The organism is Bifidobacterium sp. WCA-178-WT-4B (assembly GCF_009696495.1).
GTDB lineage: Bacteria > Actinomycetota > Actinomycetes > Actinomycetales > Bifidobacteriaceae > Bifidobacterium > Bifidobacterium infantis.
This window is the reverse complement of sequence record NZ_VULV01000017.1, coordinates 33777-56793: the sequence shown is the minus strand read 5'-3', so window position 1 is coordinate 56793 and position 23017 is coordinate 33777. Positions and strand designations below refer to the sequence as shown.

Below are 23017 nucleotides of genomic sequence, written 5' to 3'. Positions count from 1 at the left end.
CCGGGACCGCCTTCGGCGGCGGCACCGGCCGGCAGACACGCGGACGCTTGCGACGCGCCGGACGTCCGGTCATGCTGTGTGCCGGCCGGCCGGGCCGGGTCCCGCCTTCGATGGCGGGACCCCTTTTCGACGTGCTCCCGCCGGATGGCGGGGCGCGGCGTCGGATCCGCGAGCCCTTCGGGGCGAGCTCCGTTTTCGGCGGCGACCCGGATCCGGCTGGACAGGGATTCCTAAAACAGGTATCATTGTTTCCTGTAGTAGGAAATCAAGGTCTGGAGGGATCATGGACGGTTCGTTGTCGCGGATGCGCGGGAAGGCGGACTTCCGCCTGATGCGGGAGCTGCTGGGATTGCCGCAGGAGTGGGTCGCCAAGCGCGTGGGCGTGGACGCGCGCACCGTCCGCAACTGGGAGAGCCCGAGGTATTTCTATCCGCCGAAGCGCGAGGCGTGGGACCTGGTGGAGGGCCTGTGGCGGCGGGCCGACGGGAAGGCGGCCGGCCTGGTGGAGATCGCCTCGTCGGCGGCCCGGGTGGCGCGGGAGCGCGGCGTCGAGCCGGCGCCGCTCATGCTGGCGTACTGGCGGGACGCGGCCCAGTGGGCGAAGGCCCATCCGGAGGACGGGGATGCGGGCATGTGGAGGGTCGAGAACGCGGCGGCGCGCCTGGCCGCGGACCGGCTGCACGCCATGGGCCTGCCGGTCGCGATCGCGTACGCGGAGCCCGAGGCGTGACGGATGCCCCCTATCTCATGTCACGATAGGGGGTATTTGACTTCCATGGTTCGATTGTATAGTTTGGAATCAAGGCCTTGGCCCATGCTCCTCTTCCCGTCCGGAGGTCGGGGTTGAAGCCGAAGTCTTATCGAAGGATTGGCTGTCCGCGGATTCCCCATGAACCGGCCGTGCGGAACATGCGTTGCGAGAATTGGGAGTCTAGCCCCTGCGAACGGGTGATACGGATCGACGCGACGGCATCGATTCGAGTTCGTGTCCGACCCTTTTGGGTAGTCATGCAGAAGACCGAAACAACAGTCCTCCACAACCCGGGAACGTTACCGGTCTTGACGTTCCCGGGTTTTTATCGTCTTTCGGAGAGGGGCTTCATGACCGCCGCGTCGCATAGGGGGTCGGAACTCGACCGCTCCCGGAAAAAGAAACTCATTCCCATGTATCGCGCGGCGGCCAAGAAGTACAGGCCGCTGATCGGCCGGCATTCCCTTATCACCTGCGAGGATGGCCTCGTCATCGACATCCTATGGGAGAAGCGCAACTTCGAGCATCTGTGCGGCGTATGGTGCGACAGGCCGCCGCAGGTGGTCCATGCCGGAAAGACCATAGAGGCCAATTATTTCTTCGACCAGGTGATCAAGGGACGCCTTCCCTCCTCGGCCATACATTACTCCGATTATCCACGGACAAGAGGCAAGGCCGAGGTGCTTTCGAACGCGTTGGACCTTGAAGGCAACGTGGATGTGGTGGTCGACTCCGACAAGGCCGAAGTGGTGTATTACCTCGGCGGCGAGGCGTGGTGCCTGGGATTGGATTCCGATTGGAACGGGAACCGGATGCGGTCGGGCCTTTGCAACGGCAACGTGTTCTACCCCAAGAGCATTCGCCGTCAGTCCGTATATAAACGAATGAGGACGGACAGCATCCCCCATCGCGTTTCAGCGGTGGAACTGGTCAGCCCCTGAGTCCTTGCCGACGTACGCCCGAAGCCTTGGCAGCGATCGCATACGCGGAGCCCGAGGCGTAGGACACGAACGGCCCATCCGACATCCGCCGTCGCGGCCGTCCGCGTCCGACAACAGATCCTCATTGACTCTTACGTACAAACGCCGTACGGTTATGGCATGACGGAAATCACCAGCAAGGCCAGCCGCTTCGAGATGCGGCTCACGCCATCACAGAAGGAACGCCTCGACCGGGCGGCCGAGTTCAGGGGACTCAGCACCTCTCAATGGGCGTTGACCAACCTGCTCGTCGCCGCCGACCGGGACATCCGGGAGTCTCATGTCCTCCATTTGGATGACGAGGCGTGGGATTCGTTCGTACGGGCCCTGGACGAGCCCATGCCGGAGGAGATGGTCCGGCTGCTCGAGAGCGAGCCGATCTGGAAATGACCGATTTCACCCCGCCGCGGCGTCTGACCGCCGAGGACGACGCCGACGGTTTCGACTGCGGCCTGCCGGTTGTCAATGACTGGCTGCGGAACCAGTTGAGAAATGCCGGCAAGCAGCATACGGCGGTCGCCTATGCCACGTTCTGCGACGGCGCGCCGGCCGGTTTCTACACGTTGGGCGCGTACAGCATCGGCCATGCCGAGGCCAATGGCTGGCTCAGGAGGAACAGCCCGGATCCGATCCCGGCGATCCTTCTGGGCATGCTCGGCGTGGCCATGCGCTACCAGACCATGCACGTGGGGGCACAGCTGCTCAGGGACGCCGCCATGCGGGCGATGGGTGCGGCGGAGATAGTCGGAGCCAAGGCGTTGCTCGTGGAGCCGGCCTCGGACAGGGCCACGCGCTTCTACGAGCATTACGGGTTCCGCCACATCGAACGGTCGGGCAGGATGTTCATCCCTCTCCGTTCGGCGTGAACGGGATGCCCGTAGAAGAGGGAGGCGGGGAGGGCCGTGGACGGTTCTCCCCGCCTCCTTGTTTTCTCTCGAATCGTTTTCGTCGGCCCGCCGTTCATTTCCTTGGCGGGCGCGCTCTGCCGTCCGAGTCGAATTGGGCGAGCTGTCCGATGGCGTTGCCGGTGTTGGCCAGGGCCCCGGTGAGCAGTCGGATCCGTTCGCCGGTGTCGGCGGTCCGGAGGGCGAGTCTGAGCTGGTCGATGGCCGCGTTCACGTGGTTGCGGTAGACGAGGTCGTCGGCCGCGTCCGAATGTTCCGTTTTCGCGGGCCGGGGTTCGTCCATGCGTGGTTTCCCTTCCGGTGTTTGGTCCATGAGGTCGAGCGCCCGGACGCCGAGGCCGGCGGCGAGGTCGAGGATGATGCGGCTGCGTTTGCTGCCGGTGGCCCATCGGCGGGTCTCGATGCCTCCGATGGTCTGCGTGGTCTGTCCGGCCCGGATGGCGAGTTCGGCCTGGCTGAGACCTTGTCGCGTCCGGTGCCAGGCGAGGCGGGTGCCGTCCCATCCGGCGGGCGGATTGTCCGTGGCATGGTCCGGTTCGGGCCGGCCGGCTAGCTTTTCCATGCTGGTGTCGAGCGCGATGGCGACGCGGGCGAGGATCCCGGCCGCCATGTTCGCGGTGTCGCGTTCCCCGGAATCGTATTGGCGCAGGCTCCGGTATGGCACGTTCGCGTGTGCGGCGAGCTGCGGGCAGCTCCATCCCCGTTCCGTGCGCATCCTCCGGATCACGGTGGTCGCGCCCTCCCCCTCTTGGGGCGTCTCGCCCGTGAGCCGGGCGGGGTTGACGCCGAGGGTCTTCGCCCATTGCCGGATCTGGTCGGGTTCGAGCGTGGACAGCGGGGTTTCGCCGTTCTCGATCCGTTCGACGGTCGCTGTGTCAACGCCGGTGAGCCGTGCGAGGGTCTGTTCGAGGACGCTTTCCCGTTCCCTGATCGCGCGCAGTTCCGCCGCGCCGATGGGGATGGTCCTGCCGCTGCCGCTCATCTGTCGCCTCCTAGGTAGATGTCGAACAGGGGCCCGGGTTCGACGAGGCCGGTGCCGGTGTCGATGGCCTGGATGGCCTCGAGGGTGCCGATCATGTTCCGTACGGCGGGTCTGCTTCGGGCGGAGAACGCGCCGTGCCCGTCGATGAGTTCGAGTCCCTGTTCGGTGACGCTGCGGCGGGTGGATCCGTGCAGGGCGGCGGCGAGCACGCTCGGTCTGACGCCGTGGCCGAGCTCGCGTTGGATGTTCGCGATGTACCGGCATGCGATGCGGATCGATTCGCGGCCCATGGGCTCGCCCTGTCCCTCCCCCGTTTCCGGTGCCGTCCGCCGCCGGCGGTACGGGTTCGACGCCGGTTTTTTCACGATCTCCCTACCGTCAGCCTGGCAGTTGGAGCAGTTGGAGCAGTCGTCGCGTCTGGTGCCGGGCGGGTCGAACATGGCGAGGATGGTCCGGCGCAGGCATCGGCGGGTCTCGCAGTATGCGCTCATGGCGTCGAGTCGGGAGTCCATGAGCTGCGCGGCCCTGATGCGTGAGGGGTCGCCGGATTCCTCGGCGCGGCTTTTCGCCTCCCATGCGGCGTGGCGCAGCCATCGCCAGTCGCCGGGGCTCCAGTAGAGGACCGCGTCGGCAGGCTTGCCGTCCCGGCCGGCTCGGCCGGCCTCCTGCCAGTAGGCTTCGAGGCTTTTGCACGGCCCGTCGTTGAGGACCCATCTGACGTCGGGCTTGTCGACGCCCATGCCGAACGCGCTGGTGGCGCAGATGACGCGCGGATGGCCGGCGAGGAACCCGTCCTGCACCCGTTTCTTGTCCGCGTCCCTCATTTCGGCGTGGAACGCCATGGCGTCGATGCCTTCGGAGCGCAGTGTCTCGGCGAGCCGTTCGCAGCCTTTCCGGTTCTCCTTGTAGATGATGCCGCTGCCCTTGTGCCGTTTCGCCCAGGCGATCATGGCCTCGAGGCGTTCGCCGGGCCTGGCGCGGACCACCGTGAGGCGCAGGTTCGGCCGGTCCGCGTCGGTCGTGACCGTCACGGGGTCGGCCAGGTGCAGGAGTTCGCGGATCTCCCCGGCCTGCGTCCGGCTTGCGGTGGCGGTCAGCGCCATGGTCACGGGGCGCGGGGACAGGGAGTCGATGAATTCGCCGATGCGCATGTAGCTGGGTCGGAAGTCCGATCCCCAGTGCAGCACGCAGTGCGCCTCGTCGACGGCGAGCAGGCTGATGCGGATGCGGTGGCTGAAGTCGGCGAAGTCGGGCGCGTGCAGGCGTTCGGGTGCGACGTAGAGGATGCGCAGTTCGCCGGACAGGGCGCGCCCGTACACCTCGGCGCGTTCCTTCTCGTCCAGGCCGGAGTCGATGAGCGCGGCGGGTATGCCGCGTGATCGCAGGTGCCGCACCTGGTCGCGCATGAGCGCCCTCAATGGTGTGACGACGAGGGTGAACGTGCCGGGCCTGGCGGCGGGGAGCTGGTAGCACACGGACTTGCCGCCGCCGGTGGGCATCACGGCCATGACGTCGCGGCCCGAGATGACCGCCCCGACGGCCTCCTCCTGGCCCGGGCGGAACGAGTCGAACCCGAAATAGCGCTTCAGCGCGGCCAGCATGTAATCCCCGTTCCCGACCATTCCGCTTCCCTTCTTTTCACCCATAAGTTTGATACCCTCAAGTATAGCATATTCATCGCCTTATGCTGGGGTGTCATTCCCGGCTATCGCCATCCCCGCGCGCATTCCCGGGTGTATGGTGCGGAAGCGGGGTGGCATGGTGATCGGTCCGGACGGTTGTGGTTTCGACATGCGTTCGCCTTCGGAGATGGAGGCGGATGACGCGCGGCGTGAGGCGGATGAGGCGGCGCATGCGCCTCGTATGGCGGTCACGTCGCGTATCCGTCGGGTGGCGCAGCCGCCGGATGGGTATCTGCCGTTGTCCCTGTTCGACGAGGTTCGTCTGGCCGATCCGGTGCCGTTGTATGCGTTCGAGGACGTCCCGGCGGACGTGACGGGCCTCGCGGTGGATTACCTGTCCCGTGTGGCGCGGGGCGTGCCGGCGCGGGATGCGTTCCGGGTGCCGTTGGCGGGGGCGCGTCTGGTGGGCCGGTCTGCGGATGCGGAACGGCTGCTCGCCATGGTGGACGGGTTCTCCGACCGTTCGGTGCGGGCCGCGTGCCTGCTGTGCGGGTTCGACGCGGCGTCGCGTCGGGGCCCGGCGAGGTGGCGGGCGGGCAGGGTCATCGATCCGGGGCCGGCCACGGTGTATAACGTGCGGCGCATGGTGGCGCGCACGTTGAGGTTCATGGACCGGGTGGGGCCGGTCGTGTGGGAGGGGTTCACGTTCGACGGCGGCTACACGGACCGGGTCACGTCCGGAGACGGGGACCTGCTCACCGTTGACGGCCTGTGGGATCTGAAGGTGAGCCGTTGGCCGCCGAACCCGACGTACACGCTGCAGCTGCTCGTCTATTGGCGGCTCGGCCTGCATTCCACACATCCCGAGTATCTCCGTGTGCGGCGTCTGGGCCTGTACAACGCGCGGTCGGACACGATGTGGAGCATCCCCGTGGCCCGGATCGGCGCCGATGTGGTCCATGCGGTGGAGCGGGATGTGATCGGCTATGCGGACGGTCTCTGACTCTCGCGCCGGCCGGCGGATTCTATTCGCGGGGGTTCGTGGCGGGGAGTTCCGGCACGGGGCGGGCGAGCCTGGCGGCCGCGTCGGCGAGCAGCCGGCGGGCCTGGTCCACGGTGCGGGCGGCCTCGCGTTCGCGTCGGTCGGCGTCCGCGACCCGTGTCTTGGTTTCCGCGTCGAGGCGCGCGGCCTTCGCCTCGGCCGCTTTGAGGATTTTGTCGGCTTCCGTGTTGGCGTCGGACAGGAGCTTCTGCGCCCGTTCGCGGCTTTCGCCGATTCTCCTGTCGGCTTCCTGGTCGATCTCCTGTTTGCACCGCGTGGCCTGTTCGACCTGCTCGTCCGCTTTTTTCTTCGCCTCGCCGGTCATGGCTTCGGCTTTGGCGTGCGCCTTGCCGAGGATGGTCTTGGCTTCGGTTTCGGCCTTGTCTAGGATGGCCTTGCGTTCGGCCTTGGCGCCGTTGACCATGTTCTGCATGTCGACGCCGATGTGCTCGTAGGGGTTCGACGCCTGGTATTCGAGCTTCTTGTTCTGCTCCTGCAGCATGGTCAGACGCTGGTTGAGCTCCCCGTTCTCGGTCTGCCGTCCGTGGTTCTCGCGTTTGAGCCGGATGATCTCGGCCTGGTCGAGCGTGCGGCGTCGTTCGAGTTCCGCCACGCGTCGCTCCACGGCGTCGGCCCGGTATCCGCCGATCGTGGCCCTGGGCAGGTCGAGCGGTTTCGCCTCGGCACGCCCGTAGTCGCGGATGGGTTGGATGAACTGGGTCTCCTCACCGTCGGATCGTCTCGTCTCCGCGCCTTCGGTGTCTGTCATGATGGTTCCTTTCCTGTCGGCCGGCGCTGTTCGCACGGGTCACCCGCGCCGGCCGCGATAATCGGATCCACATCATTGGTATACGTGAATATGCGTTTTTCCGATGATTCACGTATACTTATGTTCATGCGTAGGGAGTTGGCGATGAACCGCCTGAGGGATATGGACACGGGTTTCGGCGTGCACGTGTATCGCAAGCCGGATCTGGCGCTGGTTCTCGGGGAAACGGGACAAAGGCTCGACCGCACCTTGTCGAGCCTGGTAGCGGTGAACGTGCTGGTCCGCGCCGCGCGCGGCGTGTATGCGTTCGCCTGGTCGGCGCATCTCGGGGAGGCGACGCTGCATACCGTCGCACGCCGGCTGCGCCCCCGACAGCTGGTGTGGGAGAGCCTGGAGAGCGCGCTGAGCCGTTGGGGCGTGATCAGCCAGATCCCGGTGGATCGCGTCACGTTCATGACCACCGGCCGTGAGGGCCTGGCCGTGACCCCATATGGGACGATCGAGTTCACGCACTGCGCGCTCGACTGGTCGAGGATACTCCCCAACCTCGTGCCGCGTGACGGTGGGATGACGCCGCTCGCGTCGAAACGTTGGGCGTATCGGGACCTGCAGGCCACAGGCCGTAACCTGGATCTCGTGGACATGGATGAATTGGAGAACGACGATGGATGGGAGTGACATGGCGTTCGACTACAAGGCGGTCGCGGCGGGCATCGCGCGTTCGGAAGGCATGGGCGCGCTGCTTCCCGTGGTGGAGAAGGAACTGCTGCATTACCGGATACTTTCCGCCATGCAGGACGGCGGCTTCTTCGGCCCGATCGTGTTCCAAGGAGGCACGAGCCTGCGTCTGTGCCACGGGTCCCCCCGTTACAGCGAGGACCTCGACTTCGCCGGCGGCACGGGTTTCGGCGTCGATGACCTTCGGGGGTTGGGCGAATGCGTCAGGTCCTCCCTCGCCGGCATGTCCCCGGACGTGCAGGTGAAGGTTCGCGAACCGATCCGGGACGAGGGCTTGGTGAGGAGATGGCGCATATCCATCCGTACGGCGGCGCAACGTCGTGATCTGCCGAGCCAGTCGATCAAGCTGGAGGTCGCATCGGTGCCGGCGCATGAGCCGCAGACGAGGCCGGTCAGGGTCAATTATCCCTCCGTGTCGGCGATCGCCGGGGACATCATCCTGGCGGTGGAAAGCCCCACCGAGATACTCGCGGACAAGCTTCTGTCGTTTGCATGCTCCTCCCATATCCGCCGCCGTGACCTGTGGGACATGTGCTGGCTGTCGTCCAGGGTCGACGTGGATGCGTCCCGGGCGTTCCGGATGGCCACGCTCAAGGCTGGGGAATACGGGGAGGTCGGAGAATGGGAGGCGCGCGCCGGCCGCCTGCGTGAGATCCCGTCGGTGTTGTCTTCGGACGCCTTTCTGGACGAGATGCGAAGGTTCCTGCCGGCCCGAATGCTCGTCTCCACCGTCGAATCCCCCTCCTGGCGCGCGTACGCCTCGCAGGCGGTCACCGGGCTGTATGATCCCTCCGGGCCCGCATGGGCGTCGCCGTATGGCTCGCCGGGTTTCGGGCGGCCGATGCCTGAGCCCGACCAGTCTTCCGCCGTTCCCATGTGGCGTGACGGGGGTCCCGCTCTTTCCTGAGGCGGCGTCCTCGCCCCATTCTCATCTCCTCCGCAGCGCGCGCAGCATGGGGTTGAGATATGGTTCGGTGATTTCCATGAGGCGGGTCGGCCGCCCGTAGGGCCCGTAGACGGTGATGGCGGGTTCGACCGGGCGGATGATGCCGGCGCGTTCGAGTTCGAGCAGCGGGTATGCGGCCGGCGGGTCGGGGTTCGGGTAGAACCTGCCGTCCGGCGGGATGGCCCCGTCGGGCTCCCAGGAGACGTCCAGCTTCCCGCCGGGTCCGGTGACGGTCAGTCCCATGCCGCCGCCCTGGTGGCGGCCGGCGAGCAGGCGCCAGGTCTCGAGCGCGTCCGTCTCCCCGCCGTGTTCCGGGTCGGCGTGCCAGGGTCTGCCGCGTGTGGCGAGCAGGTGGCGGCGTTCCCCGTCGAACCTCGCCGCATCCAGTCGCCTCCATGTCCATCGGTCGATCTCGAAGCGGATGCCGTGTCCCCTGATGAGGGGCGGCACGGCCCCGGTGACGGGGTTCACTTGCGGTCTCCGCGGATGATGTGTCTGACGCACATGGCGAGCAGGACGAGGTCGAGGGCGGCGGTGATGATCCACAGCCATCCCATTCGCGGCATGATCGCGCATTCGATGATCAGGAGGATGAGGATGGCGAGGCATGCGAGGGCGAGGAGGATGGCCTTGCGGCGTTCGTCGTCCATCACTCCCCTCCGTCCGTCTCGTCGGCCCAGTATTGGTCCTCGAACCAGTGGTCGAAGCGCATGTCGCCCGATCCGGTGGCGGGGTCCGAGGCGAGTGTGGCCTCGTCGGCCGCCGGGTCGTACAGCCGGTCGACGTCGAGGTCGCCGAGCCAGTCCTCGAGCCATGCCTCGAGTCCGCTGCCGTCCTCGTTGTCGTCGTCGGCGACGAGCCTGACGGCCCTGCTGATGAGGATCTCCTCGATGACGCTGTGTGCCGCATGGTCAGTCTTCGGGTCGGCGAGGCGGGCGCGCAGGCGTATCGTGGAGCCGAGCATGCGGTAGAGGAATTCGCGGTCGTACCGGTCGAGGTACCGGTCGGGCAGGAGGTCCGTGACGGGGTTCCCGTCGTCCTGGCCGAGGTGCGTGCCGCGGGGCATGCGGCCCAGACGTCTGATCTCGATCCTCGTCATGGTCTCGATCATGGACAGGTTCTCGTCGAACAGCCTGCGCATGCGGGTGCCCGGCATGGGGCGGTCGCCGCCGGTGTCGTTGTTCATAGGTTCCTTCCGTACTTCGTGTATCTCGTGTATTCCCCGTGTTGGGGGCCGATGAGCGTGATCTGCGCGTCCACGATCCTTTTGCGCCGTTCGAGCTCGCGTATCCCCCGGTTCAGCCAGGCGGACAGTTCGACGCAGCCGACGGTGGCCGTGTCGCACCGGCGCAGGTCGCGGGCGACGCCTTCGAGCAGGAGTCCCTGGACCGCGAGCTGGATCACGCCGCTGTCCTTGAACTGCGTGGCTGCCTGTTCGAGCCGGTCGACGGGATTCGGGCCCGCGCTCATCGGGTGGTCCCGTCCGCCAGGCCCAGTTCGAGCCGTCGCAGCCGTTCCTCGAGTGCGTTGATGCGCATGGTCTGGGCGAGCACCACGCTCATCGGCGCGGGTCTTCCCTCCCTGCCGGCGTCGGCGGCCGGGGCGTGCGGGCGCGTCGTCCCGGCGTCCGGCGGTTCGCGTTTCCACCGGGCGATGCACCGTTCGATGCGTTTGTTGCCGATGAGGCGCGGGTCGAGCCCTGCCTCGCGGAAGATCCTGACGGGGCTTTCGCCCCGCCGGTAGCGTTCGATGGCCTCGCGTTTGAACGAGTCCGTGTAGGTGATGCGCGTGCGGGTGACCCATGCCACGGCGTCCAGTCCGGACAGCAATGCCATCTCGGCGTCCGAGAAACCCGTCATGCCCATGGCGTCCCCGCCTCCGGTGCGGTCCCTCCCGGGATTCCGGACACTCGTCCGGCCGGTCTTTCCGTCCTGTGGTCCTGCATGTGCGGCTCCTTGCCTCTCTGGGGCCCTGCCTTGTGGCCCCTTCGCCCATGCCACCCGTGGCCCCTTCTATATCGGGGGATTCCTCCGCCGCGCAAGACCGATCTTTCTTCGTGTCCGCAGCCCCAAAACAAAATGTTGACAATGACAATAAACAACGTTATTGTTGTCACCGTCAGCAAAAATATTGCTGACGGCTGATAGTCGAAGGATTATCGCAGATAAAGGATAAAAGAACAGAGCCGCTCCTTGAGAAGCTCAAGGAACAGGGATGGCGCATCGAAGCCAAGAAGAAAGGCTGGATGTGCTACCCACCCGACAAGTCGAAGCCGGGCGTTCCCATACACAAGACACCTTCGGATGCCAGATGGTATGAGAATTGCTTGAAATACCTGAGACGCGGCGGGTTCCAAGAGTGAGCGGTCGCTAATCTTGCGGAGACGAAGTTTCCTAGGCTTGTCACCGCAAGATTAGCACACCCTCTGTTCCCCCATCAACCTTCGACCGCTAGGGCGGCTGGATGGCGTGCGCCCATGGAGGCATCTCCCGGCGCACGCCATGCAATACATCGGATAGGTGAAACATGACGAGAGCACGAGAATGGCAGGTTTCCCTTGACTTCAAGGCGAGACTCGACGAGGACGCGGCGTTCGACCTCATGGAAGCCCTCGGAAGATACGGGGCCTCGGTGGCGGTCGACCCCGGGCACACGGGCGGCGGACTGACCCTCGCCGTCGATGCCCCGGACGGGGAGACGGCGCTGGCCAAGGCGCGCACGCTCCTCGAAGAGAACATGCCCGGCGCATCGGTGACGGGACTCGAAGCGAGGGAATGGGCCGACGCCGTGGCGCGAAACCGCGAACCCCTATACCCGCCGGTGGTGGGCTACGCCGAGATCGCGCGCATGACCGGCGTCACCAGACAGAGGGCGTACGCGTTTCCCAGGATCGAATCCTTTCCCAAGCCGGTGATAGAGACCTCACAGGGCCCCCTCTATTCCGAGGATGCGGTTCGCGCATGGGCGCAGACCCGCGAGCTCAGACCCGGACGTCCGAAAGCGATGGAATAGGAAACGATGCGAGAGCCCCGCGGCCGCACGGCGCGGGGTTTATTTTTTACAAGGAGGAAGCGGCTGTTCCCCGATGGATTCGTCGGGAAGGGAATCGGCTGTCACCAGGTCCGGTCGGGTTGTATCACGGGCGGTGCGCTCCGGTCCCTGAGCCGGAATGATTGGGTCATTCGCGCATGGGCTCCCTCGAGCATCACGGTCCAGGTCGTCGGGGACACGGTCCTGAGCCCGATGCCGTTCTGGAACGCCAGGATGAGGTCGTTGCGGACCGGTGTCTGTCCCTTGTTCCGGTTCTCCACGGTGTAGCGCACCTCGAGCAGGTCCTTGCAGGTGGCGTATTCCACGTCCGTCAGGAGCAGCCCGTCATGTTCCCCGTATTCCAATGGATAGGATATGAATTCCGTGCCCCGTGGTACGTGCCATTCCCTCCATTCCGCGTGTTCTTCCAAGAGCAACCCCACATATCCGACGGCCAAAGCGGTCAGTACAATCAACACGGCGATGACAACAAAGCTCATTTTCCCCTCCCGCAGAAGAAGGCATGACGAATATGGACGAATCTAAAAGCGGACGAGCATTGAATTCCACGGAAAAGGCCGAGGCGGATGCCCCGACCAACAAGCAATGGCTCGATACCATCGGCGGCCCGACGGGAAGCCGCCGATGATTGTCCGATTCCGATGACCGTCGGCATTGTTTTATTGCCGATATCGGGCTGATGGCGGATAATCGGGATCATGAAGGATGGAATCAATCAATGCGGGGGTTCCGGCATCGAGTCCGTTGATCATTTCGACGGTGTCGGAATCGTCAGGATCAGACCAGTGGTCAATAAGGTGGAGATAAAGAGGGCCAAGCGTCTGATTGTCGAACAGATCCCTCATCTTGCCGATATAGAATTCCCAAAGCGGCCGGTCGAGGATGACGGCACGTTGAGGCCTCTTTTTATAGGGGCGTTCTCCAAGGACGGCCTCATAGGCGCCGCCTTCGTCACGCCAGGAATACAGGCAGCCCAGTCGTTCCTCGGGTATTTCTCCGCGTCGGCCGGAGCGTATCAGTGCGCGGAGCTTGTCAGGCGTACGGTCGCCGAAGTCGAGGGGATCGCAGTCGTCGACGAGTACAGGCGCAGGGGCGTCGCACTCGCCCTGAAAAGGTACATCGATGCCTGGGCCGCCGATCACGGCGCTTGTCTCGTATTGTCCGTGCCCACGAATGAGGCAGCGCGTGGCCTCAACGAGAAGTCCGGCCACCGCGTCCTGGAGCCCGATGTCCTTCTCATGCTTCAGGTCGTATATGCCGACGGCGGTCCCTGCTCCCTTCCCTTTGCTTTGGAACGTGGGCAGGAGGCAGGATACAGTTGCTGGGCATTCCTTCCAATCGCCAAACCTGGCGGGATGTCCGTCAGGGCGGGACAATGCCCTTCCGTCGCTTCCTCTCCTGGAGTATCCGGCGAGGAATACTTCGCCGTCAAGTGGGAGACCCGCGACGGTGACGGGAATTGGATCGCCACGACCAGCCGTTTGAGGGGCGTACGCGCCGACGTCATGGACTGATGCCATTCCATCAGGCCCCATGCCTGGCGCTTCGGCGTTCTTGTCTTCCTGATGATTCATTCCTCGTCCTTCCCCTGGCGAGCGGCCATGCATGGACTCATGGATTGGGCACGAGTCCGCGTGTTCGGGTGTCTTGGTTGAGCCGTCATTCTGCCTGCTCCAGTTGCCAGTTGCCGGCGAAGCAGCTGCCGCCGTGCGAGGCGCGGTAGTCGTGGAGTTCCCTCGATCGTTCGCTCTCCCGGCGGGCTTGTTCGGCCCGGGTTTTGCGGCCGGCGCGGAGCGCGAGCTCGGCGTAGCGTGCGGCTTGGCCGGGGTCCGGGTCGGGGTCGAGGCGCAGCCTGTCGGCGAGGGCGCGGATGGCGGTGGACGCGTCGATGTCGGCGCCGATGCGGTCGGCGAGCATGCGGCGCGCCCGGGTCTCGTAGGATTCCGGTTCCACCGGCCGGCTCTCCCCCGTGTCGCTTCCGGCGGTTTGGCCGGCGTCGGCATGCTCCCGGCGTCGGCGTTCGAGGGTTCGCTGGTCGCAGGTCAGGTCGTCGCGCAGTTCGTCGAACAGGCGGGCGAAGCGGCGTCCCGTGTCGACGCGTTTGGCCTGGAACCCGTTGTCGAGCGCGTGGTCGAGGACCCGTTCCATGAGCCCGCTCGTGTCGGGTTCGCCGGCGGCGTCGAGCCGTTCGACGAGCCGAGTGACGGCGTCGGTGTCCCGCCGGCCTGCCGGTTTCGGGGTCAGGCCCATGGCGGCTCGGCGGTTTTCGAGCCGGTCGAGGATCCATCTGGCGCGTATCCCGGCGGGGACCCGCTCTTCCGGTTCGGGGCCGGCGTCTTGCCAGCGTTCGTCGTCGGGCTCACCCATAGGGCGGTTCGCCTCGTCCGGCGCGGATGCGGCTTCGATGATGTGGGCGGTTTGGTTTTTCCCGTCGCGGCTCTCCCCGGTCCGGGGAGATGCCTCCGTAGGAGGCAAAGGGGATATTTGTTTAGAAGTATTTGTTCTTACTATAGGGGTGTCACTGGTGACACCCCTGGAGGTGTCACCAGTGACACCCCTGGCTTCCCTTTCCGGGTTTAGAGGTGTCATTTTGACACCCCTAGATTTTGGCTTGTTTCCGCCGTTTTCCAGAGGTGTCATTTTGACACCTCTAAATCTGTCCGCTTTTCCGGCCTGTTCGGCATTGCCGTCGCCGTCACGTTCGGCCCGTTCGGCGCGTTCCGCCCTGGCCTGTCGTCCGGGTTTCTCGGACACGTGCTCGAGGGTCACGTTCATGCAGCATTCCCAGACGACGGACCGGTACGGGTCGGGCACGTAGTTGCCGTGCTCGTCCCATTGGGCGAGCTTCTGGTTGCCCCGGCGGATGCATCCCGTCTCCTCGAGCGCCTTCAAGGCACGTTTGACGCTGGATTCGCTCGTGTGCGCCTCGGCCATCAGGGTCTCCACGGTGGGCCATGCGCTGCGCCCGTCGGGCTGGCAGCGGTCGGCCAGGGCGATGAGCACGAGTCTGGCCGTGGCCGTGGGTGCGGGCGCCTCCCTGAGCGCCCATGACGTGCATTGCCAGCTCATGGTCTTGCCCCTTTCGTTTCGCGTTCCTTCTTGTGTACCTGCATGAGCCTGTCGAACGCCTTGCTGGTGGGTTCCAGGCTTCCGTACCGGGCTCCCGCCGATGCGGCGGCGCGGCCCATGGCTTCCTCGTTCCTGTCCTCGTGTCCGTCATCGCGCATCGCCGGACAGCTCCTTCCCCGTGTCGGCGTCGAGGGCGGTTTCGAGGGCGCGGCACAGGTCGAGCGCCTGGTCGAACCCGTCGAGCCATGCGCCTACCCAGTCCTGGGCGTCCCCGCCCCCGGCCGGCGTCATGTCGATGGTCTTGAGGCGTTCCACGGCCATGGCCTGCCGGTCGATCCTGCCGTGTCCGTCGATGATGATCCGCATCGTCTTCCGTTCCTTTCCCGTCGCCTCATCGGGCGAGCTCTTGCACCGTCATGCCCAATGTCGTCCGGGTCGGGTCGTGGCGTTTCCGCACCCTGTCGCACAGGGCGGGCGAGGGCATGCGCGCGAACATGCCGGGGTCCATGGCGCGGATCTCCCGTTCGTGGGAGACGAGCGCGTCGATGACGTTCTGCACGCGGGCGCGCAATCGTGTGTGCCATCTGCCGGGCCAGTCCTCGCGCATCGCCGCCGAGCACACCATGGCCTCGTCGCCCGCGGCCTTGATGTACCGGGTGTGCGCGGGCAGGGCGAGGATCTCCTGGATCCATTGCCAGTCGTCGCCGCGGGCGGCGTCGATCTCGCCGGAGAGCATCCTCCATGCGTCGAACGTCGCGTCGAGCATGATCGACGCCTGTTCCCATGTCATGGGGATCGCGGGTATCTGCAGGGTGACGGCGTCGGGTTCGGCCCCTGCCGGGGCCGGCATCATCGTGGTCATGGTCGTTCCTTTCGTTCCTCTATGGTTCGCGGGCCTCGTCGTCCGGCTTCCCGTTGTCCTTTCGTTTGTTCTTTCACTCGTCCATCGCCGGTTTTCGGCCGATTACGGGCGCCTGTGCCGGCGCATGCCCTGAGGTAGGGGTAGCGGTCCAGTCTCGGGGTGGTCCCGTTGTGGTGGGCTTCGAGCCAGTGGCGGATCTCCCTGAGCAGGGGACGGGCGCGGTTCGAGGTCATGCATCGGGTCAGGATCCGTTTCCATGCGGCGAGTCCCCATTCGGCCTGGACCGCGAGGGCGAGGGCCTCCATGTCCGTCTTGTATCCGGCACTGACCGGCAATGGGGCGTCCGCCGTGTCGCCGTCCCATTGCCGGTAGCTTTCCCGGTCGCCCGCGGCGGGCGATCCGGGGCTCTCGCCGTCGCCGTCGCGTCCCTCGAAGATGTCGGATGCGTCGCAGATCACGTCGGAGTCGGCGAGGGTCTGCTCGTGCCGGCGCCACCGTTCCCACGCCGTCCGGTCGTCCGGGTCCGTGGGCGGTTTCAGCCTTCCCGCGCGCCGTTCCGGGGTCTGGGTCATGCCCGTGCGGTGTTTGGGCCGTTGGGTTTTGAACCATTCGCCGACCACGGTGCCGGCGAGCTGGTTGACGAACGCGGCCAGGCTCGTCGCCCCTCCCTCGGCCCGGTCCGTGTTGGTGCGGTGCCAGTAGTCGAGCCGACGGATGGTGCGTATCGTCAGGTCGCTCATGACCTCGTCCGTGGCCCATGCCCAGTCGCGGCCCAGCTGCCGGCGCACGCGCGCCCGGTTGTCCTCCAGCGCGGCGTCGAGCCGGACGGCGGCCTGGTCGGCGAGGCGGGCGCGCATGAGCCTGGCCCCGGCTTGGTCCCCGTCGTTCTCGAGCCGTTCGAGGCCCTTCAGGTCCATGGGGTCGGCGAGGCAGCGGACCAGCGTGTCCGTCAACGGTTCATCGCTTTTCCTCATGGTCAGAACCTTCCGGGATGCTCGCGGCGCAGCGTGTGCAGGCGTCGTTTGGCCGTGGTGGTGGACGAGGCGAGACCGTCGGCCACGGCCCGGGTCGAGGTGACCGTCTCGCCGTTGGCCTTCAGCCGGTCGGCCCATGCGAGCCATTCGTCGGGGTCGAAGCCGGCCGTCGCCTTGCGCGCCGGCTCACCGGCTTTTGGGCCGGCATCGTGGGCCGATCCCGTGTCGGAGGAACGGTCCGGGCCGGACATGGCCCCTTCGTGGGATTCCGCGGGCTCAGGTTCGGCGTGGACCTCATGGTCCCCTGCCTCCGGGCCCGGCTGGCCCTTGGGATCCATCTCGGGTTTCCGGCCCATGCGGTCCTGGTCCGCATGGGCCTGGTCCATGCGGACCATGTGGACCGTGGGCTTCGTGGCCCTTGCGGATGTCGTGGTCGCGGACGTCACGGAGGGCCATGTGAGGTCCTGGTCGAACGGGATATCCTCCGGATCCCCTTTCCTTTCCCTGCCCTCGTCGGCTTCCGCCGGTGCCGGCGGGTCGAACAGGTAGCGGTCCAGCGGGTCGGCGGGCGCGGGTTCCGTGGCCTTGCCCGGCTCCGGTCCGGCCGTCGGCGTGGGGATGGCCCGCGGGTTTTCCGTCCGGACCGGTTCCGTGCCGGCCGTTTCCGGCGTGGTTTCGGCGGGTCCGGCGTGCCCGTCATCGGGGCCGGCGGCCTTGCCGGTGGTCCTGGCGAGTTTGTCCTGGCGGTCGCCGGCGATGATCACGATCAGGTGGGTAGAGTAGAGCAGGGCGATGGGCGGGATGCTCATGATCGCGGGCGCACCCCACGTGGGGAGCATGCCGCCGGCGTTGAGCCATGCGTGCAACGCGTTGCCCGTCACGCTGAACAGGCTGAACAGCACGAGTCCGGCCCACGGGTACCAGCGTCCGCGGATGTGGCCTTTGCGGAATCCCCATGTCGCCCACGTGCACAGGAGGATCGTGCCGTCCACGCACAGGGGGCCTCCCCATGACAGGAGCGGGTTGATGCCGCTGGACACGAACACGAGCCTCAACGCGTCGAAGCTCAGCACGAACGCGATGACCGCGATCATCACGCCCACCGTCACGCCGGGCAGCATGCTCACGCTCTCCCGCCCGTCCACTTCCTTGGTTTTCTTGTCGTTCATACCGGTTCCTCTCCGGCCGGCCCTCATGGCCGGTCTTCTCTGCTAACGGGTCAGGCGCATTCCGACGCGACGGTCAGGATCTGGTCGAACAGGCCGTTGACCTCGTCCTGGTCGCGGCTGCGGTCGTTCTCGTCGGCGGGCCACATGTCCTCGAGGTCGTGGTCGACGAGGCGCATGAACGGGCCCACGTTGGCCAGCACGCCCTTGATGTCGCGGCCGGCGCGGGTGACGATCTCGTCGACGGTCTCGCTGCCTGGCTGCCAGCGTTCGGAGCTCATCAGCTCCACGAGGCGGGTCAGTCCGGCGTTCGCGTCTCCCGCGGCGGTGCGGAACGCTTCCACGAAGTTCATGTCGTCCGCGGCGAGACGGTCGCCTCCCAGGTCGATTGCAGTATTGTCGGGCAGCACGCCGATCGCGCCGGTCTCGTCGACCGGTGCGGGGGCCGCGGGTTCGAGTCCCTCGCTCATGCGCCGCATGGTCTCGCGTTTGATGCTCGCGCAGATCGTGGATTGCGCCATGTCGAGCTTCGCGGCGATCTCCTGCTGGGTCATGCCCTGGCCGCCCTCCTCGACGGGCAGGTTCATGTCATGGATCTTCGCGTCGAGTTCGAGGCGTTCCGCCGGCGTGAGCTCCGGCACGCTGTGGCGTTTGCCGTCCGCACCCACGACCGGTTTCGGCTTCGCGGCGGCACCCTTCGCCTTTTTGACGGCCTTCCTGACCGTGCCCTCGCTGACTCCGAGCGCGGCCGCGAGGGACCTGTTGCTGATCGGGTCTTCCTGGAAGCTGAGGATGAGGTTGGTGCGCTGCTGGACGGTCATACGGACCGCGTCGGCGGTGAACCTGTCCTGGCACATCCGGTTCCAGCCGATCAGTCCCGCGGGGTATCCGAGGGCGATCCAGGCGCGCCCGTCGTACGCCTGGGCAATCAGGTCGTGAAGGCGTTTCTGGCTTTTCGCGGTCTCGTAGAGCTGTTCCTGGATGTCGCCGACGAGCTGTTCGGCCTGCTCGCGCGTGAAATCGCTCTGGTCCGTGTCGACGCCCATGTTGACGGGCAGGTGGTCGCGCGTGTATTCGATGACCGCGTCGCCTGCCGTGGCCTCCCCCGGTTCCGGCTCGTCTATGATGCGGATCGGCTCGGGAGCGCCCTCGGCCGGCTCCGGCTCCTCCACGGCGGGCACGTCGACGATCTCCACGTCCTGCCATGCGGGGGCATCCTGTGAATATCGGGGTTCAATGGCGGTCGGCTGGGTGGGGTTGATGTAAGAATTGGTCATGATTGGCTCCTTCTGGTCCGACGATTGGTCTTCTGGTCCGACGATTGGTCTTCTGGTCCGACGATTGGTCGGGGTCGGTCTTGCCGGCTCCTTCTGATGTGATGATTGGTGGGGTTGGCTTCTGCTGGTTCCCTCGCCCGAGCCGGATTCGTCCGGCAAGGGGCAATGCAAATGGGTAAAGGATGGGACCATCGCCCGCACGCGAACGGCAATTCGCGTGCGGGCATTCTCTTTTTCACGGACCATCCCATGCGGCCGATATCATGCCGGACGCATGTGTATCGGTAGAACGGATATCGTCTCCAAGCACAATCGATCGGCGGTCATGATGGAAGACAACACTGCGGGCTTCTCCCTCGTCCTCCGCCGCCGTCTCATGACGGTGGACCGGATATCCGGGTTCCTGCAAGGCGCATCGATGCCCCTGCGTCTCCATGTCTCCCCGATCATGACGGTCCGGGCGGCTCTGCGTTACGAGGCGCTGGCCCGTGACGAAACGGTGCTCGCGCGGCGGGCGCGTCTGGCCTGGCTGGCCTATCGCATGGCCGTCGCCGATGGTCTGTTCCGTAATGTCACGGATCCCGCCGTCATGGATGGGCTGCGTTGGATGCTGTCCACGGGGATCACGGACGGCGAGCTGTTCGACGCAGGGCTCTCGTCCGGCATCGTGCTCGCCGCCGCGACCTGTGACGACGCGTATGGGTTCGTCCACGACGTCGCTTCCGCGGTCGCCGAGGGGCGTCGATCCGCTGTGGCCGCCATGAGCCGCACGCGCTTGTAGGGTTGGCATTCCTGGTTCTCTCTTTTCGCTGCAGATGGGTGGTGGATGGGTTTGTTTCGGGTAAGGGATGGTTGTTCATCCCACCGGGATGGGCCGGCAAGCCCGGTTCCCGGTGCGCGTGGGGACGGCAATCCCCGACGCAAGTCTCTTATGATGTTCGGCCGTGACGCTGCGCTCCACGACCTGGTCCTCGATACGGACGCCGGCGGCGCGCAGGAAACGGATGTCGCGTTCCACATGCTCGCCGCGCAGCAGCGTCGCACCGGATAGGATCCATTCGATCCCATCCACGTAGATGTTCAACGGCAGACGGTTCGCCAGGTTCACGTTCACCCCTCCTGCCGGCACGCTCTTCCAGCCGTCTTCCCTGACGGGGTGGAAGAACGCGTCGAACACCGTGCGATGCGCCTGCCTGTCGACGATGCGCAATCCGACAATCTCCCCGCACTCGGGAGTCGGTCCGGTCACGCACAACCGAAGCCACAACACTCTCTCGCTCATGCCGTCACCCCTTCTTGACATCCAGGCTCGGGACTATCGGAAAGTCCATAAATATAATCCGTGGAGACATTGAAGGCCTTCGCACTGTTCAACACATCTGACGAACTCATGCGAGTCTTTCCAGCCAATTTCGTCGAAGCGGTGCCTTGCGAGCAATGCAATACCTCTGCCGCATACCTCTGCTGAGTCATATTGGCCTGGCGACGCAAACGGTCCACCCTGTCCGCCATCAGTTTATCTATCGTTCTATTGGGCATACCTATAGCATAGCATGGTATTGGACAAACCAATAAAGAAGAAGGTATCATTGCTTTATGAGTACTTCACCAATGAACAAAGAGACAGAAATCACTGACAACGGCCTACCTAAGGTTTTAAGTCAAATTATTACCGACAACGTATATTTCCTTAAGCAGCGTCATCGCGTTCCTCAGACGAGTATCGCTAATGCCATGCACATCACTCAATCCACTCTAAACCTGAAGCTGGGAGGGAAAGTTCGATGGAACGCCGACGATCTCGCATATCTATCCGCATTCTTCAATGTCTCCGTTGCATACCTCGTGACGAACAATGTCACCATGCCATCAGACCATTATCAGCTGCGTACTCAGTACGCAGTTGATAATGCAATCCCATCCCAAGAGCTGGCCGGTGCCGCCGGTCCACGCTACATCGTGAGGCCAGACGATGCCGAGAATACGAAAAAGCGCGGAGCGAACAATTCGCCCCGCGCCATCGTGATGCCGTATGACCCGGACTTTTGGGTGCCCTCGGTGGGACTCGAACCCACACTGCGCAGATTTTGAGGCTGCTTCCTCTACCAATTGGGATACGAGGGCGTGCCAAAGCACTCTGAAGAGAGTAGCATACCGATTCGACTCCCGCCACACAAGACACGCGCACCGCCACGGCATCCCCGCCTGACGGGCGTTCTGCGGCATTCGGACGGGCCGCGCTCCCGCGTGTCGCCCACGCTTGCGCCCATGGCCCACGTCCCGAAGGCGGCGTGTGCGATCGACCGTTGCGAGGATCGCGCATCCCGCACCCGGCGATGATCGCCGTCCGATACGCGAAGGCCCCCACCCCGCAGCGGGATGAGGGCCTTTACGTACCGCACATCAGCGGTCAGCGGCTACACGACATCAGTCGCAGGCGCCAACGGTGTGCACGTAGATGGAGTCGGTGCGGCCCGGCTGGTGATCGCCCTGGGCGGAGCTCAGGATGACGATCTTGTCGCCGTCGACGACCTTGCCGGCGTCCTTGAGGATCTTGTCCGTGTAGATCATCAGATCCTTGCGGGACTTGTCGTGGTAGTCCTCCTTGAGCAGGAAGGCTTCGGTGCCCCAGGACAGAGCCAGCCAGTGGTAGGTGTGCTCGTTGCTGGTCAAACCATAGATCGGGGCGGCCGGACGCTCACGGGAGACGCGGTGGACGGTGGCGCCGGTCTGGGTGTAGGCGACGATGGCCTTGGCGTTGAGCTTGTCGGCCAGGTCCACGGCGGCGGAGGAGACGGCACCGGTGGAGGACATGTCGAGGTTCTTGAGCTCGGGGATGCGGTCGAAGCCGTGGTCGGTGGCGTAGCCGGAGATGCGCGACATGGTGGCCACGGTCACATCCGGGTACTTGCCGACGGCGGTCTCGTTGGAGGTCATGGTGGCGTCGGAGCCGTCGAGGACGGCGTTGGCGCAGTCGGAAGCCTCTGCACGGGTCGGGACCGGGGAGTTCACCATGGAGCCGAGGACTTCGGTGGCCACGATGACCGGCTTGGCGTATTGGCGGGCCAGCTCGATGATGCGCTTGGTGGCCAGCGGGACCTCTTCCAGCGGGCACTCAACGGCCATGTCGCCACGGGCGGCCATGACACCGTCGAAGGTCTTGACGATCTCTTCGAGGTTCTCCAGAGCCTGCGGCTTCTCGATCTTGGCGACGATCGGGATGCGACGGCCCTCCTCGTCCATGATCTCGTGGGCGCGGTCGATGTCGGTGGCGAAACGCACGAAGGACATGGCGATGATGTCGGCACCGGTGCGGATGGCCCAACGCAGATCGGCCTCATCCTTCTCGGTCAGGGCCGGCAGGGAGACGGCGACGCCCGGCAGGTTGATGCCCTTGTGGGAGGACACAGGACCGGCCACGACGACCTTGGTGTACACGTTGTTGCCCTCGACCTTGGTGACCTCGAGACGGACCTTGCCGTCATCGATCAGGATCGGGTCGCCCGGGTGGCAATCGCCCGGCAGGCCCTTGAAGGTGGTGGAGGTGATGTGCTCGTCGCCCTCGACGTCATCAGTGGTGATGACGAATTCCTGGCCGAGCTGCAGCTGGACCTTGTCTTCGCCGTCGGCGTTCTTCTTGAACCAACCGCAGCGGATCTTCGGGCCCTGCAGGTCAACGAGCGCGGCAACGTTGCGACCAGTGGCCTCGCTGGCCTTGCGCACGTTGTTGTAGACCTTGAGGTGATCCTCGGGAGTGCCGTGGGAGCGGTTCAGACGAGCAACGTCCATACCGGCTTCAACGAGCTTCAGGAGGTTGTCGTAATCCTCGGTGGAAGGACCGATGGTGTCTACGATCTTGGCTTTACGCATGAATGCCTGCCTA

28 protein-coding genes and 1 tRNA gene are annotated in these 23017 nt (G+C 65.3%); 10 read left to right on the top strand and 19 right to left on the bottom strand.

Annotated elements, in window-relative coordinates:
• Nucleotides 1–283: 283 nt before the first annotated feature.
• From FYJ31_RS11225 to FYJ31_RS11210, 4 genes are all read left to right on the top strand, one after another.
• Complete coding sequence (locus FYJ31_RS11225; RefSeq protein WP_032737849.1) at nucleotides 284–730, top strand: helix-turn-helix domain-containing protein; 447 nt, start codon at nucleotides 284–286, stop codon at nucleotides 728–730.
• A gap of 371 nt (nucleotides 731–1101) precedes the next feature.
• On the top strand, nucleotides 1102–1692 hold the full coding sequence (locus FYJ31_RS11220) for a PBECR4 domain-containing protein (RefSeq protein ID WP_154536695.1): 591 nt from the start codon (nucleotides 1102–1104) through the stop codon (nucleotides 1690–1692).
• A gap of 159 nt (nucleotides 1693–1851) precedes the next feature.
• A complete protein-coding gene (locus FYJ31_RS11215) occupies nucleotides 1852–2121 on the top strand; it encodes a type II toxin-antitoxin system TacA family antitoxin (RefSeq protein ID WP_007051948.1) in 270 nt (89 codons plus the stop codon).
• Nucleotides 2118–2597 (top strand): GNAT family N-acetyltransferase, encoded by a 480-nt coding sequence (locus FYJ31_RS11210; RefSeq protein ID WP_077384640.1) that lies wholly within the window; start codon nucleotides 2118–2120, stop codon nucleotides 2595–2597. The genes FYJ31_RS11215 and FYJ31_RS11210 overlap by 4 nt, the downstream gene beginning before the upstream one ends.
• Before the next feature lie 94 nt (nucleotides 2598–2691).
• On the opposite strand, the gene FYJ31_RS11205 is transcribed toward FYJ31_RS11210, so the two are convergent.
• Complete coding sequence (locus FYJ31_RS11205) at nucleotides 2692–3618, bottom strand: helix-turn-helix transcriptional regulator (RefSeq protein ID WP_065445199.1); 927 nt, start codon at nucleotides 3616–3618, stop codon at nucleotides 2692–2694.
• Nucleotides 3615–5240: a RecQ family ATP-dependent DNA helicase gene (locus FYJ31_RS11200; protein ID WP_065445196.1), complete on the bottom strand. Its 1626-nt coding sequence runs from the start codon at nucleotides 5238–5240 to the stop codon at nucleotides 3615–3617. The genes FYJ31_RS11205 and FYJ31_RS11200 overlap by 4 nt, the downstream gene beginning before the upstream one ends.
• 136 nt (nucleotides 5241–5376) lie before the next feature.
• Here FYJ31_RS11200 and FYJ31_RS11195 point away from each other — a divergent pair, with 136 nt between their 5' ends.
• Complete coding sequence (locus FYJ31_RS11195; RefSeq protein WP_229774094.1) at nucleotides 5377–6243, top strand: hypothetical protein; 867 nt, start codon at nucleotides 5377–5379, stop codon at nucleotides 6241–6243.
• Between the two features lie 22 nt (nucleotides 6244–6265).
• Here FYJ31_RS11195 and FYJ31_RS11190 read toward each other — a convergent pair whose 3' ends face one another.
• Nucleotides 6266–7051 carry an ATP synthase F0 subunit B gene (locus FYJ31_RS11190; RefSeq protein ID WP_140515012.1) on the bottom strand — a complete coding sequence of 262 codons (786 nt, stop codon included), beginning with the start codon at nucleotides 7049–7051 and terminating at the stop codon, nucleotides 6266–6268.
• Between the two features lie 126 nt (nucleotides 7052–7177).
• Between FYJ31_RS11190 and abiEi the strand changes: the two genes are divergently transcribed.
• Both abiEi and FYJ31_RS11180 read left to right on the top strand, forming a co-directional pair.
• A complete protein-coding gene (gene abiEi, locus FYJ31_RS11185; protein ID WP_195839503.1) occupies nucleotides 7178–7729 on the top strand; it encodes a type IV toxin-antitoxin system AbiEi family antitoxin in 552 nt (183 codons plus the stop codon).
• Nucleotides 7716–8696: a nucleotidyl transferase AbiEii/AbiGii toxin family protein gene (locus FYJ31_RS11180; RefSeq protein WP_229774093.1), complete on the top strand. Its 981-nt coding sequence runs from the start codon at nucleotides 7716–7718 to the stop codon at nucleotides 8694–8696. The genes abiEi and FYJ31_RS11180 overlap by 14 nt, the downstream gene beginning before the upstream one ends.
• A gap of 21 nt (nucleotides 8697–8717) precedes the next feature.
• Here the strand turns inward: FYJ31_RS11180 and FYJ31_RS11175 are convergent, their stop codons facing one another.
• Genes FYJ31_RS11175 through FYJ31_RS11155 form a run of 5 tightly spaced genes read right to left on the bottom strand, consistent with a single transcriptional unit; the run spans nucleotide 8718 to nucleotide 10594 of the window.
• Complete coding sequence (locus FYJ31_RS11175) at nucleotides 8718–9185, bottom strand: hypothetical protein (RefSeq protein ID WP_195839502.1); 468 nt, start codon at nucleotides 9183–9185, stop codon at nucleotides 8718–8720.
• A 17-nt stretch (nucleotides 9186–9202) separates the two neighbouring features.
• Nucleotides 9203–9385: a hypothetical protein gene (locus tag FYJ31_RS11170; RefSeq protein ID WP_154536692.1), complete on the bottom strand. Its 183-nt coding sequence runs from the start codon at nucleotides 9383–9385 to the stop codon at nucleotides 9203–9205.
• Entirely contained in the window at nucleotides 9385–9891 is a 507-nt protein-coding gene (locus tag FYJ31_RS11165; RefSeq protein ID WP_229774092.1) for a hypothetical protein, read from the bottom strand. The genes FYJ31_RS11170 and FYJ31_RS11165 overlap by 1 nt, the downstream gene beginning before the upstream one ends.
• Nucleotides 9892–9917: 26 nt before the next feature.
• On the bottom strand, nucleotides 9918–10205 hold the full coding sequence (locus FYJ31_RS11160) for a hypothetical protein (protein ID WP_154536691.1): 288 nt from the start codon (nucleotides 10203–10205) through the stop codon (nucleotides 9918–9920).
• Entirely contained in the window at nucleotides 10202–10594 is a 393-nt protein-coding gene (locus tag FYJ31_RS11155) for a hypothetical protein (protein WP_442778616.1), read from the bottom strand. Before FYJ31_RS11155 ends, FYJ31_RS11160 begins: the two co-directional genes overlap by 4 nt.
• Before the next feature lie 667 nt (nucleotides 10595–11261).
• Between FYJ31_RS11155 and FYJ31_RS11150 the strand changes: the two genes are divergently transcribed.
• A complete protein-coding gene (locus tag FYJ31_RS11150; RefSeq protein ID WP_032684594.1) occupies nucleotides 11262–11747 on the top strand; it encodes a hypothetical protein in 486 nt (161 codons plus the stop codon).
• A 101-nt stretch (nucleotides 11748–11848) separates the two neighbouring features.
• Here the strand turns inward: FYJ31_RS11150 and FYJ31_RS11145 are convergent, their stop codons facing one another.
• A complete protein-coding gene (locus tag FYJ31_RS11145; RefSeq protein WP_154536689.1) occupies nucleotides 11849–12265 on the bottom strand; it encodes a hypothetical protein in 417 nt (138 codons plus the stop codon).
• A gap of 219 nt (nucleotides 12266–12484) precedes the next feature.
• Between FYJ31_RS11145 and FYJ31_RS11140 the strand changes: the two genes are divergently transcribed.
• Nucleotides 12485–13300, top strand: a complete 816-nt coding sequence (locus FYJ31_RS11140; protein WP_007051933.1) for a GNAT family N-acetyltransferase — start codon at nucleotides 12485–12487, stop codon at nucleotides 13298–13300.
• A gap of 145 nt (nucleotides 13301–13445) precedes the next feature.
• Here the strand turns inward: FYJ31_RS11140 and FYJ31_RS11135 are convergent, their stop codons facing one another.
• From FYJ31_RS11135 to FYJ31_RS11110, 7 genes are read right to left on the bottom strand one after another with little or no spacing between them, the layout of a single operon-like run.
• Entirely contained in the window at nucleotides 13446–14855 is a 1410-nt protein-coding gene (locus FYJ31_RS11135) for a helix-turn-helix domain-containing protein (protein ID WP_154536688.1), read from the bottom strand.
• Nucleotides 14852–15013: a hypothetical protein gene (locus FYJ31_RS12540; RefSeq protein WP_195839501.1), complete on the bottom strand. Its 162-nt coding sequence runs from the start codon at nucleotides 15011–15013 to the stop codon at nucleotides 14852–14854. The genes FYJ31_RS11135 and FYJ31_RS12540 overlap by 4 nt, the downstream gene beginning before the upstream one ends.
• A complete protein-coding gene (locus FYJ31_RS11130; protein WP_007057039.1) occupies nucleotides 15003–15221 on the bottom strand; it encodes a hypothetical protein in 219 nt (72 codons plus the stop codon). The genes FYJ31_RS12540 and FYJ31_RS11130 overlap by 11 nt, the downstream gene beginning before the upstream one ends.
• A gap of 25 nt (nucleotides 15222–15246) precedes the next feature.
• Nucleotides 15247–15717 (bottom strand): hypothetical protein, encoded by a 471-nt coding sequence (locus FYJ31_RS11125; protein ID WP_154536687.1) that lies wholly within the window; start codon nucleotides 15715–15717, stop codon nucleotides 15247–15249.
• Complete coding sequence (locus FYJ31_RS11120; RefSeq protein WP_154536686.1) at nucleotides 15714–16691, bottom strand: hypothetical protein; 978 nt, start codon at nucleotides 16689–16691, stop codon at nucleotides 15714–15716. Before FYJ31_RS11120 ends, FYJ31_RS11125 begins: the two co-directional genes overlap by 4 nt.
• 2 nt (nucleotides 16692–16693) lie before the next feature.
• Nucleotides 16694–17860, bottom strand: coding sequence for a DUF2637 domain-containing protein (locus tag FYJ31_RS13120; RefSeq protein ID WP_154536685.1), 1167 nt, complete (start codon nucleotides 17858–17860; stop codon nucleotides 16694–16696).
• A 50-nt stretch (nucleotides 17861–17910) separates the two neighbouring features.
• Nucleotides 17911–19134, bottom strand: a complete 1224-nt coding sequence (locus FYJ31_RS11110) for a hypothetical protein (RefSeq protein WP_154536684.1) — start codon at nucleotides 19132–19134, stop codon at nucleotides 17911–17913.
• Between the two features lie 274 nt (nucleotides 19135–19408).
• Here FYJ31_RS11110 and FYJ31_RS11105 point away from each other — a divergent pair, with 274 nt between their 5' ends.
• Nucleotides 19409–19915 carry a hypothetical protein gene (locus FYJ31_RS11105; protein WP_229774091.1) on the top strand — a complete coding sequence of 169 codons (507 nt, stop codon included), beginning with the start codon at nucleotides 19409–19411 and terminating at the stop codon, nucleotides 19913–19915.
• A 75-nt stretch (nucleotides 19916–19990) separates the two neighbouring features.
• On the opposite strand, the gene FYJ31_RS11100 is transcribed toward FYJ31_RS11105, so the two are convergent.
• From FYJ31_RS11100 to pyk, 3 genes are all read right to left on the bottom strand, one after another.
• Nucleotides 19991–20416 carry a hypothetical protein gene (locus tag FYJ31_RS11100; protein ID WP_154536682.1) on the bottom strand — a complete coding sequence of 142 codons (426 nt, stop codon included), beginning with the start codon at nucleotides 20414–20416 and terminating at the stop codon, nucleotides 19991–19993.
• Between the two features lie 768 nt (nucleotides 20417–21184).
• Nucleotides 21185–21258 (bottom strand) — tRNA-Leu (locus FYJ31_RS11095).
• Nucleotides 21259–21561: 303 nt separating this feature from the next.
• Nucleotides 21562–23004: a pyruvate kinase gene (gene pyk / locus FYJ31_RS11090; RefSeq protein ID WP_012578044.1), complete on the bottom strand. Its 1443-nt coding sequence runs from the start codon at nucleotides 23002–23004 to the stop codon at nucleotides 21562–21564.
• Nucleotides 23005–23017 lie beyond the last annotated feature (13 nt).

What these genes read in the sequence shown, in the direction of transcription:
- FYJ31_RS11225 (WP_032737849.1), top strand. Translation starts at nt 284, where the DNA reads ATGGACGGTTCGTTGTCGCGGATGCGCGGGAAGGCGGACTTCCGCCTG.
- FYJ31_RS11220 (WP_154536695.1), top strand. Translation starts at nt 1,102, where the DNA reads ATGACCGCCGCGTCGCATAGGGGGTCGGAACTCGACCGCTCCCGGAAA.
- FYJ31_RS11215 (WP_007051948.1), top strand. Translation starts at nt 1,852, where the DNA reads ATGACGGAAATCACCAGCAAGGCCAGCCGCTTCGAGATGCGGCTCACG.
- FYJ31_RS11210 (WP_077384640.1), top strand. Translation starts at nt 2,118, where the DNA reads ATGACCGATTTCACCCCGCCGCGGCGTCTGACCGCCGAGGACGACGCC.
- FYJ31_RS11205 (WP_065445199.1), bottom strand. Translation starts at nt 3,618, where the DNA reads ATGAGCGGCAGCGGCAGGACCATCCCCATCGGCGCGGCGGAACTGCGC.
- FYJ31_RS11200 (WP_065445196.1), bottom strand. Translation starts at nt 5,240, where the DNA reads ATGGTCGGGAACGGGGATTACATGCTGGCCGCGCTGAAGCGCTATTTC.
- FYJ31_RS11195 (WP_229774094.1), top strand. Translation starts at nt 5,377, where the DNA reads ATGGTGATCGGTCCGGACGGTTGTGGTTTCGACATGCGTTCGCCTTCG.
- FYJ31_RS11190 (WP_140515012.1), bottom strand. Translation starts at nt 7,051, where the DNA reads ATGACAGACACCGAAGGCGCGGAGACGAGACGATCCGACGGTGAGGAG.
- abiEi (WP_195839503.1), top strand. Translation starts at nt 7,178, where the DNA reads ATGCGTAGGGAGTTGGCGATGAACCGCCTGAGGGATATGGACACGGGT.
- FYJ31_RS11180 (WP_229774093.1), top strand. Translation starts at nt 7,716, where the DNA reads ATGGATGGGAGTGACATGGCGTTCGACTACAAGGCGGTCGCGGCGGGC.
- FYJ31_RS11170 (WP_154536692.1), bottom strand. Translation starts at nt 9,385, where the DNA reads ATGGACGACGAACGCCGCAAGGCCATCCTCCTCGCCCTCGCATGCCTC.
- FYJ31_RS11165 (WP_229774092.1), bottom strand. Translation starts at nt 9,891, where the DNA reads ATGCCGGGCACCCGCATGCGCAGGCTGTTCGACGAGAACCTGTCCATG.
- FYJ31_RS11160 (WP_154536691.1), bottom strand. Translation starts at nt 10,205, where the DNA reads ATGAGCGCGGGCCCGAATCCCGTCGACCGGCTCGAACAGGCAGCCACG.
- FYJ31_RS11155 (WP_442778616.1), bottom strand. Translation starts at nt 10,594, where the DNA reads ATGACGGGTTTCTCGGACGCCGAGATGGCATTGCTGTCCGGACTGGAC.
- FYJ31_RS11150 (WP_032684594.1), top strand. Translation starts at nt 11,262, where the DNA reads ATGACGAGAGCACGAGAATGGCAGGTTTCCCTTGACTTCAAGGCGAGA.
- FYJ31_RS11145 (WP_154536689.1), bottom strand. Translation starts at nt 12,265, where the DNA reads ATGAGCTTTGTTGTCATCGCCGTGTTGATTGTACTGACCGCTTTGGCC.
- FYJ31_RS11140 (WP_007051933.1), top strand. Translation starts at nt 12,485, where the DNA reads ATGAAGGATGGAATCAATCAATGCGGGGGTTCCGGCATCGAGTCCGTT.
- FYJ31_RS11135 (WP_154536688.1), bottom strand. Translation starts at nt 14,855, where the DNA reads ATGAGCTGGCAATGCACGTCATGGGCGCTCAGGGAGGCGCCCGCACCC.
- FYJ31_RS12540 (WP_195839501.1), bottom strand. Translation starts at nt 15,013, where the DNA reads ATGCGCGATGACGGACACGAGGACAGGAACGAGGAAGCCATGGGCCGC.
- FYJ31_RS11130 (WP_007057039.1), bottom strand. Translation starts at nt 15,221, where the DNA reads ATGCGGATCATCATCGACGGACACGGCAGGATCGACCGGCAGGCCATG.
- FYJ31_RS11125 (WP_154536687.1), bottom strand. Translation starts at nt 15,717, where the DNA reads ATGACCACGATGATGCCGGCCCCGGCAGGGGCCGAACCCGACGCCGTC.
- FYJ31_RS11120 (WP_154536686.1), bottom strand. Translation starts at nt 16,691, where the DNA reads ATGAGGAAAAGCGATGAACCGTTGACGGACACGCTGGTCCGCTGCCTC.
- FYJ31_RS13120 (WP_154536685.1), bottom strand. Translation starts at nt 17,860, where the DNA reads ATGAACGACAAGAAAACCAAGGAAGTGGACGGGCGGGAGAGCGTGAGC.
- FYJ31_RS11110 (WP_154536684.1), bottom strand. Translation starts at nt 19,134, where the DNA reads ATGACCAATTCTTACATCAACCCCACCCAGCCGACCGCCATTGAACCC.
- FYJ31_RS11105 (WP_229774091.1), top strand. Translation starts at nt 19,409, where the DNA reads ATGTGTATCGGTAGAACGGATATCGTCTCCAAGCACAATCGATCGGCG.
- FYJ31_RS11100 (WP_154536682.1), bottom strand. Translation starts at nt 20,416, where the DNA reads ATGAGCGAGAGAGTGTTGTGGCTTCGGTTGTGCGTGACCGGACCGACT.
- pyk (WP_012578044.1), bottom strand. Translation starts at nt 23,004, where the DNA reads ATGCGTAAAGCCAAGATCGTAGACACCATCGGTCCTTCCACCGAGGAT.